This is a genomic window from Macrococcus carouselicus, assembly GCF_004359515.1.
GTDB classification, from domain to species: domain Bacteria; phylum Bacillota; class Bacilli; order Staphylococcales; family Staphylococcaceae; genus Macrococcus; species Macrococcus carouselicus.
The window spans coordinates 445314-461655 of sequence record NZ_SCWD01000001.1; the positions used below are offsets into that span (position 1 = coordinate 445314).

The 16342-nt window shown below is 42.0% G+C and carries 11 protein-coding genes, 1 pseudogene and 1 CRISPR repeat array; of the genes and pseudogenes, 10 read left to right on the forward strand and 2 right to left on the reverse strand.

The features are described 5' to 3' along the window. Window positions 1–11 precede the first annotated feature (11 nt). From cas5c to cas2, 6 genes are read left to right on the forward strand one after another with little or no spacing between them, the layout of a single operon-like run. A complete protein-coding gene (gene cas5c / locus ERX40_RS02220; protein ID WP_133416868.1) occupies window positions 12–731 on the forward strand; it encodes a type I-C CRISPR-associated protein Cas5c in 720 nt (239 codons plus the stop codon). Window positions 732–735: 4 nt separating this feature from the next. Continuing rightward, a complete protein-coding gene (gene cas8c, locus ERX40_RS02225) occupies window positions 736–2619 on the forward strand; it encodes a type I-C CRISPR-associated protein Cas8c/Csd1 (protein WP_133416869.1) in 1884 nt (627 codons plus the stop codon). Beyond that, window positions 2609–3457, forward strand: coding sequence for a type I-C CRISPR-associated protein Cas7/Csd2 (gene cas7c, locus ERX40_RS02230; protein WP_133416870.1), 849 nt, complete (start codon window positions 2609–2611; stop codon window positions 3455–3457). Before cas8c ends, cas7c begins: the two co-directional genes overlap by 11 nt. Before the next feature lie 2 nt (window positions 3458–3459). After that, complete coding sequence (gene cas4, locus ERX40_RS02235) at window positions 3460–4125, forward strand: CRISPR-associated protein Cas4 (protein ID WP_208001640.1); 666 nt, start codon at window positions 3460–3462, stop codon at window positions 4123–4125. Further along, window positions 4122–5147: a type I-C CRISPR-associated endonuclease Cas1c gene (gene cas1c, locus ERX40_RS02240; RefSeq protein ID WP_133416872.1), complete on the forward strand. Its 1026-nt coding sequence runs from the start codon at window positions 4122–4124 to the stop codon at window positions 5145–5147. Before cas4 ends, cas1c begins: the two co-directional genes overlap by 4 nt. Window positions 5148–5157: 10 nt before the next feature. Then, the gene (gene cas2 / locus ERX40_RS02245; protein ID WP_133416873.1) at window positions 5158–5451 is read left to right on the forward strand and encodes a CRISPR-associated endonuclease Cas2; all 294 of its coding nucleotides are present in this window, start codon (window positions 5158–5160) and stop codon (window positions 5449–5451) included. Window positions 5452–5589: 138 nt separating this feature from the next. Continuing rightward, a CRISPR array of direct repeats spans window positions 5590–9271; the repeat unit is 32 nt; unit sequence GTCGCACCTCACATAGGTGCGTGGATTGAAAT. 169 nt (window positions 9272–9440) lie between these two features. On the opposite strand, the pseudogene ERX40_RS02250 reads toward cas2, so the two are convergent. Continuing rightward, a pseudogene (locus tag ERX40_RS02250) lies at window positions 9441–9605 on the reverse strand (helix-turn-helix domain-containing protein); the annotation flags it as partial. 309 nt (window positions 9606–9914) lie between these two features. Here ERX40_RS02250 and ERX40_RS02255 point away from each other — a divergent pair. From ERX40_RS02255 to ERX40_RS02265, 3 genes are all read left to right on the forward strand, one after another. Beyond that, window positions 9915–11393: an aldehyde dehydrogenase family protein gene (locus ERX40_RS02255; RefSeq protein ID WP_133416875.1), complete on the forward strand. Its 1479-nt coding sequence runs from the start codon at window positions 9915–9917 to the stop codon at window positions 11391–11393. 136 nt (window positions 11394–11529) lie between these two features. Further along, window positions 11530–12078 (forward strand): hypothetical protein, encoded by a 549-nt coding sequence (locus ERX40_RS02260; protein ID WP_133416876.1) that lies wholly within the window; start codon window positions 11530–11532, stop codon window positions 12076–12078. A 251-nt stretch (window positions 12079–12329) separates the two neighbouring features. Then, window positions 12330–13559, forward strand: a complete 1230-nt coding sequence (locus tag ERX40_RS02265; protein ID WP_133416877.1) for a carboxylate--amine ligase — start codon at window positions 12330–12332, stop codon at window positions 13557–13559. Window positions 13560–13891: 332 nt separating this feature from the next. Here the strand turns inward: ERX40_RS02265 and acsA are convergent, their stop codons facing one another. After that, window positions 13892–15604 (reverse strand): acetate--CoA ligase, encoded by a 1713-nt coding sequence (gene acsA, locus ERX40_RS02270; protein ID WP_133416878.1) that lies wholly within the window; start codon window positions 15602–15604, stop codon window positions 13892–13894. Window positions 15605–15706: 102 nt separating this feature from the next. Here acsA and ERX40_RS02275 point away from each other — a divergent pair, with 102 nt between their 5' ends. Next, window positions 15707–16339, forward strand: coding sequence for a GNAT family N-acetyltransferase (locus ERX40_RS02275; RefSeq protein ID WP_133416879.1), 633 nt, complete (start codon window positions 15707–15709; stop codon window positions 16337–16339). Window positions 16340–16342: the final 3 nt, after the last annotated feature.

Here is a 16342-nt window from a genome sequence, read left to right on the forward strand (position 1 = left end):
GAGGGAAAAGAATGTCATTTCAATCAAAATCATTTTACTTTAAGGTGAGCGGAGACTATGCCCTCTGGACATCTGTTGAATCAAAAGGGGGAGGAGAAAGGTTTAGTTATTCCGTTCCGACTCGTCAAGGCTTACACGGTATAGTAGATGCTATATATTTTAAACCTACATTCACTAACATAGTTGAAGAAGTAAAAGTGATGAAACCCATTTTAACAGACACAAAAGGAGTTCGTGCAATGGTTGGTAAAGGCAAAGCGGATTTAAATTATGTCACCTATCTTGAGGACGTAGAGTACTTGGTTAAATATCATTTTATATGGAATGTAAACAGGGAGGACTTAAGCTACGACCGCAATGCGAGGAAGCATGAAGCGATAATGGAACGTTCAATTCTAAAAGGGGGGCGACGTGACATTTTTTTAGGAACTAGAGAATGTTTAGCACATGTCGAAGCAATAACTGAAGAAATGTATGAAGAAGCGGAGAGTTATTACAGCAATCAGACCATCTCGCTTGGTATTATGTTTCACTCATTTAAATTTCCATCAGTCACAGCCGGACGACTTGAGTCATACTTTGCAAACACCATTATGAAAAATGGTGTGATTAAGTTTAAGACTCAAGAGGAATGCGAGTTTAAGAACGAACTGTCTTCTTACATAGTTAAAACACCCAAAGAAATAAAGGACGTTGCGACAGAACTGATGGAGTACGAAAGAAAGGAGTGAAAATATGAGTTTTATGACTGCGTTGCTTAAAGCATACGAAACAGCTGAGAATTTAGGCATTGCTGGAGAATATGATCCAAACAAAACAATACTTTTACCGCTTTATCATAGTAGTATGAAGTCCAAAAATAAAAATATCATCTGTATTTATCTGAGTAAAGAAGGGCAATTCAAGACAGCTGAGTATCTCCCAGATGATGAAGTGATCATTTTCCCGGTTACTGAGCAATCTGTTTCCCGTTCTGGATCAAATCCACCCCCGCATCCCCTGTCTGATAAAATGCAATATATAATACCTGACTTCACCGTTAAACATGAATCGTATCTAAGAGGACTTAATCAGTTTTATGAAAATGCTGAAACGGAAGAAAGTCGTATCTTTCTTAATGCAGTTCTTTGTCTTCTAAAAAACGACAATCTAATGAAGTTGGTTATCGATGAGTTATATCTTGGGATGAACGCCGAAGTAGAGGACTCAGTAATTAAGTTTTATGATGAAAAAGGAAAAGCGCAAAAAATAGAAATGGCCAGTGTATTCGTCACATTTGCTGTGGTTGACTTCCGAGGAGAAAAGACAGCAACTGTATCAAATTTAAGTCCGCTTCACAATGATTATGTTCAATATGCAGATTCACTTTTACCTTCTAACGGAATCTGCAATATTAGTGGTAAAGAAGACTATATGACTCAGAAACATCGAGGTTTGCTGGGGAATGCTAAACTTATTTCTGTCAGTAATAATAAAGAAACTTATATAGGTCGTTTCAAAGAGAAATCTGACATTGTGCGTATTGGCTACCGGACAACAGAAAAAGTTCATCTGATGCTGAAATATCTATTGGAAAATGACAATAGTCATAAATGGCTTGGTGAGCAGCAGTATTTAATCAACTGGTTTTCGGATGATATATCTAATAAGCGGAACGTGAATATTACACAGCAGGGCGGAGGTATTCTGGCTCTGATGAACCAGCATTTAGAAAATGAAACTCTCAGTCAGCCGGTCACTGAACATAATCGTCAGATTGGCAAAAGTTTTATTAGAGGAAATGTCAAGTTATCTGAAACTGAAAATTATTATGTAGCCATTATTGATAAGGCGAGTAATGGGCGAATATCTTTAAAATATTTTAAAGAACTTAAAGTCTCACAACTGCTGGCAAATCTAGAAAAGTGGCAAGCCACAAATTCATGGTGGCGCTTTAAGAAAGAAGCGGATGGAACTATTCTTCAGACGCCAGATATCTATAATATGATGATAACAACTTTTGGAGTTGAACGTGAAAATCAAATGGTAATGGATAACGGTAGTTTCAAAAAGATGCAGATCAGAAATTTAGTGACCTCTATTATAGATGGTAAAGTCTTACCGACCAATTACTTTCTCACTGCCGATCTTAATTGTCGCAATAGGCTGCGCTATAAAAATACATGGTCTAACCAGTTATTTGTTTCACTAGCGATACTAAATAATCAAAAGGAGACTTTCAGTGAAATGGTAAACAAAGAAAAGACAGATCGATCATACTTATATGGACGTCTACTAGCTGTATATGAACGAATTGAGGCCAGTACTTTCGACTCTGAGACAAAAAGAGTTACTAATGCAGAGAAATTCTGGACATCCTATACAAATAATCCTGCAACGATTATGCAAACTTTAGAAAGCAAGCTTAAAAGCTATGAGAAAAAGCTCAATCAAACTAAGCCAGGTATCTATCACACACTCATTAAAGAAAAGAATGAAATCATTAATATGCTACACGATAGCTCAAGCGAAGATCTTAACAGTCAGTTAAATTATGAATTTATTTTTGGCTATTATGCTGAAATTAAATATATATTCACTAAAAAAACAGAACCGGGGGAATTAGAAAATGCTGAATAATAAAATTGATTTCATCGTTACAGTTACAGTTAATAATGCCAATCCTAATGGTGATCCACTAGCAGGTAATATGCCTAGAACAGATTCAAAAGGATTCGGTGAAATCAGTGATGTCTGTATTAAACGAAAAATACGTAATCGTATGCAGGATCAGGGCTATTCTATATTCGTGCAGTCACGCGATCGTATCGATGATGAGAAGAATTCACTTGAGGAGCGTTACACGGATGCAATCGGTGCAAAAGTAACAGATGAAGCGGCCGAAAAAGAAGCAAATGAAAAATGGTTGGATGTCCGCTCATTTGGTCAAGTCATCACTTACAATAGCAAGTCAATCGGTATTAGAGGACCTGTCTCTATTGGTATTGCGAAATCGCTGGATCCTATTGAAATCACTTCAATGCAGATTACTAGAAGCACGAATGGAATGAAACCAAAAGGAGATAAAACACGGTCATCTGATACTATGGGAACGAAACATTTTGTAGAGTTTGGTACCTACATTATATACGGAGCGGTCAATTGTTTTTATGCAGAAAAAACAGGGTTTAGTAAAAAAGATTTAGCCGTGATCAAAGAATCACTCAGAACGTTATTTATCAATGATTCATCTTCTGCAAGACCGGAAGGTTCAATGGAAGTCAAAGATATTTATTGGTTTACGCATTCTTCAAAAATAGGAGATGTATCCAGTGCGAAAATTAAATCTCTAATCAGTTATAATAGCGATAATTCAATGAAATCAACATATGAAGATTACGCTATGGGACTCAATGAGGAAAAATTAAATGAATATAAGCAGTTAGGTCTTCAGGTCGAGCATTTCGCAGGCATATAATTATGTATGCTGAAAATGATTATCTTATGCTCAGTGGAATCCAGCATTTTTATTTTTGTAAAAGACAGTGGAGTTTGATACACGTTGAGCAGCAGTGGGAAGAGAATCGTTGGACAGTTGAAGGTCAACTTATTCATGAGAAAGCAGATAATCCATATATTAAAGAGAAAAGAAAAAATTATTTTATTTCGAGAGCAATGCCAGTATCCTCAGCAACGCTGGGGTTATCCGGTATTCTTGATGTGGTTGAATTCGAAAAGAGTGAAAAGGGTATTCACGTTGAAGGAAAAAGAGGAAAATGGCAGCCGACGATTGTTGAATTCAAACGAGGAAAAGAAAAGAAAGATAACCGGGATGTTGTTCAATTGATTGCTCAGGTCATCTGTCTTGAAGAAACACTTAATATTAAAATATCTTACGCTTATCTATACTATAATCAGACTAATAAGAAGAAAAAGATAGAAATAACCACTGAATTAAAAGACGAAGTAAAGTTTCTTGCGGATCAGATGCATAAGATATACCAAGCGGGCGTTACAATGGAAGCAGAAATGTATAAGAACTGCCAGGAATGTTCATTAATAAACATCTGCATGCCACGCCTGACTAAAAAGAAAGTCAGTATCAGCAATTATATGTCTAATCACTTAGATGAGGACTTAGTATGAGAAAACTATTGAATACCCTATACATTACAAACGAAAATTTCTATTTATCCAGAGAACGTGAGAATTTCGTAATAAAAGAAGACGGAAAAGTTTTTAAAAGATTTCCTGCGCATATAATTGAAAGTATTGTTTGTTTTAGTTATATCGGTGCTAGTCCTTCAGCTATCGAACTTGCGAATACAAATCAAATATCGCTTACATTTCTGACGCCAGAAGGAAGGTTTTGCGGAAGATATATTGGCACCACAAACGGGAATGTGCTGCTTAGAAGAGAACAATACAGGATAGCAGACGATGGAAGGTCGCTGCAGATTGCTAAAAGATGTATTGAAGCTAAAATTATCAATAGCCGTAAAGTATTGCTGAGAACTTTAAGAGATCATCGAGATAAAGTGAATGCTACTCGTCTGGAAGTAGCTGAAACTTATCTCAAAAAACAGTTATTTCTCTGTAAGCAAGTAGATAACAAAGATAGCTTGCGTGGCATTGAAGGTGATGCTGCTAGAATGTACTTTCAATGTTTTGATGATATCATTTTATATCAGAAAGAAGATTTTGTTTTTGTGACAAGAAGCAAAAGGCCCCCTTTAAACAGAGTTAACGCAATCTTATCTTATTTATATACACTTCTAACTTATGAAGTCCAATCAGCACTGGAATCTGTAGGATTAGATAGTTATGTGGGATTCTTCCACACGGACCGACCAGGAAGGGCAAGTCTTGCACTTGATATGATAGAAGAACTGAGACCTTATCTCGTTGATCGATTCGTTATCACTTTGATCAATCGAAAACAAATAGCACCTCAAGATTTTGAAATAAAAGAAAATGGAGCGGTCTTATTGAATAAAAAAGGACGCGATAAAGTTCTGACATTATGGCAAAAACGAAAGCATTCTGAAATTATACATCCATTCATAGGAGAAAAAGTGCCGATAGGACTTATACCCTATGTACAAGCTCAGTTACTTAGTAGACACATAAGAAAAGACCTTGAAAGTTATCCACCATTTCTGTCATAAGGAGAATATTATGCTTGTATTGGTTACCTATGATGTAAGTACGATTGAGAAAAGTGGCAGAAAGCGACTCAGGCAAGTTGCTAAAAAATGTACAGACTATGGTCAAAGAGTTCAGAATTCAGTGTTTGAGTGCAGCGTAGAACCAGATCAATATGTAAGAGTCAAGGCTGAATTAGAAAAAATTATAGATAATGAAACAGATTCATTACGATTCTATCTATTAGGGAAAAACTGGGTGAGACGAGTGGAAAATATAGGTAAAAGTGATGCGTATAATCCAGATACAGATGTCTTCATTCTATAAAGAGCGAACCGTGGTCACTCATAAAAAGTAGGAGTAGTCGCACATTTTATAGTTAAATAAGAACGATTTTAAATCAAAAGTAGGTGTAATATTTCGCTTATGTATTACTCTGCATTTTTATTTGCTCTAAAATAAGCAGTCGCACCTCACATAGGTGCGTGGATTGAAATTGACTCATCGGATTTTCGGTGTTATTGTGATGCGTCGCACCTCACATAGGTGCGTGGATTGAAATCTCCTATGATTTTAAAATTAAATGCCCATCAGCCGTGTCGCACCTCACATAGGTGCGTGGATTGAAATAGCTGTCATGACCCCTGTCGTATAGCCGATAACCGTCGCACCTCACATAGGTGCGTGGATTGAAATTTTGCAATTTATATTGAGAGGAGGTGAAACTAATGTCGCACCTCACATAGGTGCGTGGATTGAAATTTATAAGCGCGGTTCAGGTCAGATTTAGATGCTGCGTCGCACCTCACATAGGTGCGTGGATTGAAATAGATAGCTGCCTTCAGAAAACCCTTTTTCTACTCGTCGCACCTCACATAGGTGCGTGGATTGAAATATCGTCGCTGCATCTAACACAATCCAGACTCAAAGTCGCACCTCACATAGGTGCGTGGATTGAAATACGGTATGAAAAATAATGCTATGGATGGCATTGGCGCGTCGCACCTCACATAGGTGCGTGGATTGAAATTTAAACTGAGTTCTAATTGAGTTAGGATGCGGAGGGTCGCACCTCACATAGGTGCGTGGATTGAAATTCACGTAATTGTCTGCCTTGTCTTCCAGGGCTTCGGTCGCACCTCACATAGGTGCGTGGATTGAAATTTTTCAGCCGGTTTAGGGTTATCAATCCTACCACCGTCGCACCTCACATAGGTGCGTGGATTGAAATGATATCTTTCAGGAATACATTATCTACACTGGCGTCGCACCTCACATAGGTGCGTGGATTGAAATAGAAGGGGGATCGTGTTACTGCAGGTCAGATTGTCGTCGCACCTCACATAGGTGCGTGGATTGAAATTTATCTGTCATGAGGTATCGTCTGAGCCGTATGCGTCGCACCTCACATAGGTGCGTGGATTGAAATGTTAACACCTTTGTCGCAAAGAGTCTAAAGTTTGTCGCACCTCACATAGGTGCGTGGATTGAAATCTGAGAAGCGGTTGCTATTATTTTTACGCTGCTCCGTCGCACCTCACATAGGTGCGTGGATTGAAATTGATGACACCGTGCATGGTCTCGCGGTCAATGTCAGTCGCACCTCACATAGGTGCGTGGATTGAAATTTAGTATCATTAGAGGACAGGATATTAGGGAAGTAGTCGCACCTCACATAGGTGCGTGGATTGAAATAAGTCATACTTTTTAAACTTATCACTAACTCGAGGTCGCACCTCACATAGGTGCGTGGATTGAAATCTTTCGCACGTATTTTTCGAATTTTTCTTTCACGTCGCACCTCACATAGGTGCGTGGATTGAAATTGTTTTAACGATCTGTCTTTCTTCTTCCAGCATCTGTCGCACCTCACATAGGTGCGTGGATTGAAATAGTTGCCTTCTGAAACTCTTTACCAGTTAGATTAGTCGCACCTCACATAGGTGCGTGGATTGAAATCCTTTATCTGAAGAAGAAGGTACAGGATAAGCTGTGTCGCACCTCACATAGGTGCGTGGATTGAAATAGATTGACTTTACTATTATCAATCTCCTCCTGCGGTCGCACCTCACATAGGTGCGTGGATTGAAATTATTTGATTCTTTCTCTTATTCTGATGATGTCATTGTCGCACCTCACATAGGTGCGTGGATTGAAATAGATGTCGGAATCGTTTTAGTCGGAATAATAGCGTCGCACCTCACATAGGTGCGTGGATTGAAATGGCTGTGGCAGCTCCATACCATCGCTGACAGTCGTCGCACCTCACATAGGTGCGTGGATTGAAATTTTGTAGCCTGTCTTTGTTTCCTTGACGTCTCCTTGTCGCACCTCACATAGGTGCGTGGATTGAAATATTCAGCTGTTTGAATACCGCCTGACGAGATGCAGTCGCACCTCACATAGGTGCGTGGATTGAAATATAAGTCAACCTCCTTGATTAAGATGTTTTGCCTGTCGCACCTCACATAGGTGCGTGGATTGAAATATTGATTAAGAATCCGAAATGTTTTTTTAGTTCAATCGCACCTCACATAGGTGCGTGGATTGAAATAATACTATCCGTACAGGCATCCAACTTGCTGCAGGTCGCACCTCACATAGGTGCGTGGATTGAAATGTACTGCTTACGCATCTTTGCGAGCGCTCTTGTACGTCGCACCTCACATAGGTGCGTGGATTGAAATAGTGATTATTACAGTCTTATCCATTCTCCACTCGTCGCACCTCACATAGGTGCGTGGATTGAAATAGAAATGCTGTTAATACATTCGTTTCTGGATGGCTTGTCGCACCTCACATAGGTGCGTGGATTGAAATCTCGGACGCCTGAAAGATGGCTTTCTGTATATCGTCGCACCTCACATAGGTGCGTGGATTGAAATCTCGGACGCCTGAAAGATGGCTTTCTGTATATCGTCGCACCTCACATAGGTGCGTGGATTGAAATACAAATCTGTATAAAGGTACAAACACAATCTTTACGTCGCACCTCACATAGGTGCGTGGATTGAAATGAGTACAGGTGCTAGCTTCATAAAAATGCCCATCGTCGCACCTCACATAGGTGCGTGGATTGAAATAATTCATTGAATGCATAACCCTTATCTGATTTAGTCGCACCTCACATAGGTGCGTGGATTGAAATTACTAAGAACATCAATCATATTTTCTGTACTAACCGTCGCACCTCACATAGGTGCGTGGATTGAAATAAATCATCATGTCTGTACTACTGCCGATTCTGGGTCGCACCTCACATAGGTGCGTGGATTGAAATAATCAGCTCGATGACTTTCGTCTTGAGCGTCTCTGTCGCACCTCACATAGGTGCGTGGATTGAAATACCAACTGGATCTTGAGAAATAACACGGTAAGCGAATGTCGCACCTCACATAGGTGCATGGATTGAAATTTAGGCTCGACTACTTTAGGTGGTGCGATAACAATCGTCGCACCTCACATAGGTGCGTGGATTGAAATGATGTCGTCGAGTGTGAAGGAGTAGTGGTCGAGGTCGCACCTCACATAGGTGCGTGGATTGAAATAATGACTACGATGTCAATCTGTTTGCCTGCGTCCGTCGCACCTCACATAGGTGCGTGGATTGAAATTTGATGTCATCAGTAAAACCTTTAAGTATCGGCGTCGCACCTCACATAGGTGCGTGGATTGAAATTGCACTGACATGAAGGCCGTCTCATAAGTTAGAGTCGCACCTCACATAGGTGCGTGGATTGAAATAGAAGATAGCCTATGACCGCCATAACGCGTACAGAGTCGCACCTCACATAGGTGCGTGGATTGAAATACCTTGCGGTACGCCGTTACGAATAACAACGTTTACGTCGCACCTCACATAGGTGCGTGGATTGAAATGATAAAAGATAAATTAGTTATCTCTTTTTTAACGGGTCGCACCTCACATAGGTGCGTGGATTGAAATAATAGTAACGTAGCCGTAATTAATACAGTTGTTTTGGTCGCACCTCACGTAGGTGCGTGGATTGAAATATAAAACATGTTTTCCACCTCTTCTTTTTCTTCTTGTCGCACCTCACGTAGGTGCGTGGATTGAAATCTTCAGGTGTATATAATCCGATGATAAACATTTCGTCGCACCTCACGTAGGTGCGTGGATTAAAATTGTTGTCGTCTGTGATTAAAAAGGATTACCTGTGATGATGAGCGGACGTCGTCCTGATCTGATATGATTTTTCATAATATCTGTCCTGTGCCATATCGGGTGATTAAACAGTTTGATAGTAAGTATAACTCTGATTGTTCTGTACTTGTTGATTCTTTCTTGTCTAGAATCCACGCTTTATCTCATTGTAGATTGTCTGAGGAGCTCTGCCCAGTTTTCTGGTGATTTGTCTGTTAGAATAGTGCTCATTAATCAGGGTCTGAATAATGATTCGTTCATCCCTGGAAAGATGTTTGCCCTTGAGTAATATCGTGGTACCATTGATATGCGTCATGCGAATTCATTCCTTATTGTTGGTATGAGAGCTTCAATATTAAAATGACTTCGTCATGGCATTTTTTCGTATCATTGTGTAGGAAGGGTGATGAATTTAATTCATGCCCTTTCTACAAATCATTCAAGCGATAGCGCGGAAAGATAGAAAGCGAATTTATTTTTCACCAGAGATGACTAACTTGATTGTAAAAATTACCTAAATAAAATTGTGCTTAAATAAAATACACTGAATATTCAAGCATTTAATTTGCTATTTCTTCCATTCTTTTTTTATAATTGAATGAGCACATAAGAGGAGGAATGAGAATTGACTAACAATGTAATTGATGATTCTTACAGCTTATTTATCAACGGTGAGTTTGTTGAGGCAGAGAACGGTGAAACGTTAGAAGTAACCAATCCTGCGAACAGTGAAGTGTTAGGAAAGATCGCTAAGGCTGCTGAAAAAGATGTGGACAAAGCAGTTCAGGCAGCTAAAGAGGCATTTAAGACATGGCGCTATACTTCTCCGACTGAGCGCGCTGAATATTTGAATAAAATTGCGGATGCGATTATGGCGCATAAAGATGAGATCGCTCAGATTGAATCACTGAATACAGGTAAGGCATTACGTGAGTCTTCAATGATCGATATTCCGACAGCAGCTGATCATTACCGCTACTTCGCGAGTGTCATCCGTCTTGACGAAGGAACGGTTCAGGATATGGATGCGAAGACGATGAGTATTATCCGTCATGAACCGATCGGTGTCGTCGGTGCAGTTGTTGCCTGGAACTTCCCGTTCCTGCTTGCTGCATGGAAGCTTGCACCTGCTCTGGCAGCGGGTAACACAGTCGTGATTCAGCCGTCTTCTTCAACACCATACAGCGTACTGAAACTCGCTGAAATCATGCAGGATATTCTGCCGGCTGGTGTGGTGAACGTCTTAACCGGCAAAGGATCAGAATCGGGTAATGCTATTTTCAACCACGAGGATGTCGCTAAGTTATCATTTACAGGTTCAACTGAAGTCGGTTACTCCGTTGCTGAAGCCGGGGCTAAACGTCTAGTGCCTGCAACGCTTGAACTGGGGGGTAAAAGTGCCAACATCATCTTTGCGGACTGTAATATCGATCAGGCGATTGAAGGTGTGCAGCTTGGTATTCTCTTCAACCAGGGCGAGGTCTGCAGTGCCGGTTCAAGATTGTTTGTAGAGGATAAGTTCTATGATGACTTCATCGGCAGACTGAAGACAGCATTTGAAGCTGTAAAAGTAGGCGATCCGATGGACATGGAGACACAGATGGGTTCTCAGACCGGCCAGGCTCAGATTGATAAGATTGAAAGCTATATCAAACTGGCAAAAGAAGAAGGGCAGAACATTGTCACAGGTGGTAACCGCATCACTGAGAACGGTCTTGATAAAGGTCACTTCTTCCAGCCGACTATCATCGAAATCAATTCGAATGACAGCCGTCTCGCGCAGGAAGAAATCTTTGGCCCTGTCCTGGTCGTTCAGAAGTTCAGCGATGTGGAAGAGGTCATTCGTCTTGCCAATGATTCACAGTACGGCTTAGGTGGCGGTGTCTTCACGAAAGATATCAACCGTGCCCTGAATATTGCGAACCGTATCGATACAGGCCGCGTCTGGATCAACACTTACAACCAGATTCCGGCAGGTTCTCCGTTCGGCGGCTACAAGAAATCAGGTATCGGCCGCGAGACGTACAGAGAAACCATTCGCAACTATCAGCAGGTCAAAGGGATCTATATTGATTTAACTGATGATGTCAAAGGCTTATATTAATAGTGAAGAGTCTGTTCTGATGAACAGGCTTTTTGATTTGTCTTAAAGTTTCCTTAAAAGTTTGTGTGCAGGCTGTCTATCTCCTATGACTTTGCTTATAATGAGTAGGTAACTACTCAACTAAAGGGGAAATGATATGAAGAAACTTCTGTTACCGATTATTGCAGGTGCAATGATCACAACTGCTTCACCTGTGATGAATCCTCAGGCAGAGGCCGCGACTTATTCAATGACTTCAGCAGTAAGTCCGGCACTTACAACGTCGGATATCAGTGCCATGAAAAAGGGGACCTACGCGTTTAAAGGGGTCAGGTTAGGTACTACATTTGGGTCTGTACAGAAATTATGGGGCGTATCAGGTTCAGAGAATGTCTATCGTGATGCAGATGGAACAATGGTGGACTGGTGGTACGGTAAGCATGATGACATTACCTTATCCGGCTATCATTCCAAGCGCAGTGCCAGCGTCTCAGGCACAAAAGTATCTACAATAGACTTCACTTATGACACCAAACTGCCGCAACTGACGTCAACACTGAGTAAAGCTCTCGGTAAACCCACTTATTCAGAGACAACAGAACCGGGCTGGATCTCGCGGGAATATGGCCGTTATATATCAATGGAACTGGTCAAAGAGAATAACAAATGGTATGTCTTTGAGCTGACATACGGCAAGCATGACTAAGAGCAAAGTAAGTGACCTGTTTTTTTAATGGGCACAGAAAAATAGTCAGACTCTCGAAAAACTATACGATGGCTGAATCCTTATATAAGTGTCAGGAAGACAAAAGCGCAGAAACTAGTTCTGCGCTTTTTTAAATTTTATTATGTTCACTGTAAAATTTAATCGAGTAACAGTATTGTTAAAATCTTAATTATCTGTAAAATGATAATGAATAGAGGTATTAAAAATATCAGAATATAAAGGGTGTTTAAATGGCCGGTCAGGTTCTGCCGATCATACTCGGTGCTAATATCAATGCTTATGCAGTTGCCGCAAGTTTCCACGCGAATTATCATATAAAACCTGTCATTGTGGCTGGAGGGTTCCTTCCCTTTACGCAGTACTCCATCATCATGAAGGAAATCATTTCTGATGAGGAGATCTATGACAATCGTCATTTTCTGGCACGATTAGCGGCTGTCAAGAACAAATATAAAGGTCATACCTTACTACTTATCGGCACCACTGATGAATACGTACAGCTGATCATCAGAAATAAGGTACATCTGGAGAAGGATTTTCTGTTCAATTATCCTGAAGAGGACTTGTTTGAACAGCTTTATTATAAACATAACTTCTATCAGATCTGTGAGCAGTTCGGTCTGGATATTCCAGCTACCTTCACCATTGATGCAGCAGACTATCAGGAGCCTTTTAAGGAGGATATTCAGTTTCCGGTAATACTGAAAGCTGACGACGGGACAGCTTATTTTGACATCCATTTCGAAGGCAAGCAGAAAATATATCATCTGAACAGTTATCAGGAAGTTGATCAGACGATCAGACAAATCAAGCATGCAGGTTACGAGGCTGACCTCATTATCCAGGAATATGTGGCGGGACCGGACCAGAATATGTGGGATATCGTTTATTACGGCGATACGTCAGGTAAAGGACAGTTAGTGACCTTGGCGCAGGTACTGCTGCAGGAGCCGCAACTGACAGCTGTAGGGAATTATACGTCATTGATTACAAGGTTCAACTCAGAACTGATGAATAAGGTCGTGCATATGATGGAGACACTTCACTATACGGGCTTCGCTAACTTTGACCTGAAATACGATGCACGTGACGATAAGTTCAAATTCTTTGAAGTCAATACACGTGTCGGACGTTCCAGTTCCTATATCAAGGAGAGCGGTTATTCAATAGCGAGATGTTATATGGATGATTTAGTGAATAAGCAGCAGCATGAACTCGTCTATTTAAAAGAAGAGCATTTATTCAGTGTGATACCTAATCGTCTGCTGCTGAGTCAGCTGGATGCTGGCGCGTTAAAAGAGGAAACGAAGAAGCTGATTGCAAAAAGAGATGTCTTCAATCCGCTGAAGTACAGACTGGATACGCATTGTAGAAGAAAAGGTTACTTGATGTTAAGGGATCTGAATTACTATGTGAAATTCAATCAGAATGAATGGAAGAATGCTGCTAAAGATAAGTAAGCGGCGCAGACTGAATAAGGCTATCTTCAGCAGTGACGGTCCTGTCTCCAGATGACCCGGTCCCTGTCTATCAGCGTTTCGCGACGCTCGGCACTATCTGACAGCCGAGCGGAGAGCATGGCTGAATGACGACAATCAGCTTTACGATGAGAAACTCTATCTGCTGATACAGATCAACAGGAATGACGGCGAAATGGTAAAACCGATTGTCGATGAATATTTCAGAGATAAATAGTATGTCCTATAAACGGGGAATAAGGGACCTCCTGCCTATTCCATCCGGACCAGGACCCACCAGAAAAGCAGCCTACCTATACGGTAAGCTGCTTATTTTAGTCTTCCATCGTACTTAAGTCACCTGTCGGCAGATCCAGTTCCCATGCCTTCAGAACGCGGCGCATGATTTTACCGGAACGGGTCTTCGGCAGTTTATCCTTGAACTCGATTTCGCGGGGTGCTGCATGAGCGGCGAGTCCGTTCTTGACAAAGACGCGGATCTCTTCTTTCAGTTCATCCGTCGGTTCACAGCCTTCGCGCAGTGCAATAAAGGCTTTGATGATTTCTCCGCGGATCGGATCCGGTTTGCCGATGACACCGGCCTCGGCGACTGCCGGGTGTTCAACGAGCTTCGATTCGACTTCGAACGGACCGACACGTTCACCAGCTGTCATGATGACGTCATCCACGCGGCCCTGGAACCAGAAGTAGCCGTCCTCATCCATATAGGCAGAGTCACCTGAGATATACCAGTCACCGGGCAGGAAGTATGACTCATATTTCGCCTCGTTATTCCAGATGGTGCGCATCATAGACGGCCATCCTTTTTTCATCGCCAGGTTACCCATGCGGTTCGGGGGCAGCTCGTTGCCGTCATTGTCGACGATAGCAGCGACAACGCCCGGCAATGGTTTGCCCATTGAACCTGACTTGATCTTCATGCTCGGGAAGTTGACAATCATATGAGCGCCTGTCTCAGTCATCCACCAGGTATCATGAATCCGTTTGCCGAAGACTTTGTAGCCCCATTTGATGACTTCAGGATTCAGTGGCTCACCGACTGACAGAATATGACGGAGACTGGATAGATCATGGTTCTTGATCATCTCATCACCGGCACTCATCAGCATCCGGAAAGCGGTAGGGGCAGAGTACCAGATGGTCACCTTGAAGTCTTCGATCGTCTTGTACCAGCTCTCAGGTGAGAAGCGGCCGCCTGCGATGACGTTAGTCACCCCGTTCAGCCACGGCGCAAAGACACCGTAACTTGTGCCTGTGACCCAGCCTGGATCAGCCGTGCACCAGTAGACGTCATCTTCTTGCAGGTCAAGTACGTAACGGCCGGAAATATAGTGCTGGATCATGGCGTTCTGTACATGCAGCACTCCTTTAGGCTGTCCTGTAGAGCCTGATGTATAATGCAGGATCAGTCCGTCTTCACGGTCCAGCCATTCGATATCGAACTGTTCGTCTGCTTTATCATATAAAGCATGGAAGTCGATATGACCTTCTTCGACATCCTCATCAACGATAAAGATATGCCTTAAGTGCGGCAGTTCATCGACCGGGATCCGTCCGACCAGGCTCTTTGTCGTCACGATGACGCTTGCTTCACTGTTCTCAAGTCGGTCCTTCACTGCCTTTTCCATGAAGGCTTCAAATAATGGGCCGACGATTGCACCGATTTTAAGCGTGCCCAGCAGCACGAAGTAAAGCTCCGGTGAACGTGGCATGAAGATGAAGACACGGTCCCCTTTTTTGACGTCCGCCGCTTCTTTCAGCACGTTCGCTGCTTTATTCGAATTTATTTTCATGTCATGGAAAGTGTACTGTTCATTACGGTCCTTGTCCTTATAGTAGAGTGCGACTCTATCCCCTTTGCCGTCATCCACATGACGGTCGATGCATTCATAAGCCATGTTGACCCGGCCTGTCTGATGCCACGAAAATGCCTGTTCAACTTCTTCCCAGTTGAAATCTGCATAAGTCTGGTCATAATCCTCAAGATGATATTGCCCCGGTTCCACTTCATAGATTTCAGTTTTCATTCAAACATCCCCTTTGTATGCGTTTTCATATTTCATTGACTATTATATAATAAAAAAGAGTGAGTTTTCAAAAAAATTAAAAAATTGATGAAGGAGTTGTATATGGAACATAAAAAAAGGTATTTCAGACATGACTATCATCAAAATGACAGACATATTATTGTTGAGGGACCTCTGAATGGAGAAACACTGGCTGCGTTTACGTTTGACGAGGGGCTCACTGCTTTCAGACGGCCTGATGAACAATTTGAAGCGATCAAGGAGATCGCCGACCTGCCGGAGGGACGCATCATCATCTGTCGTGACGGCCAGCACATCATCGGCTACGTGACATTCCTTTATCCTGACCCGCTGGAGAGATGGAGCGCAGGAAACCTGCCTTTTCTGATCGAGCTCGGTGCGATAGAGGTCTCGCTCGACTACAGAAGTCTCGGACTCGGCAAGGAGATGCTGAAGCTTGCGATGCTGGATGACCAGGTGGAAGACTACATCATTATCACGACAGAATATTACTGGCACTGGGATCTGAAGAACAGCGGGCTTAATGTCTATGAGTATAAGGAGATCATGAAGAAGATGATGGAAGCAGGGGGGATGGAGGAGTTTCAGACCAATGACCCTGAGATCACGAGCCATCCGGCCAACAGCCTGATGGCGCGCATCGGCAGCCGTATCACGAATGAACAGATTGATCAGTTTGATAAGATCAGATTTATGAACCGATTCTTTATATAGGGG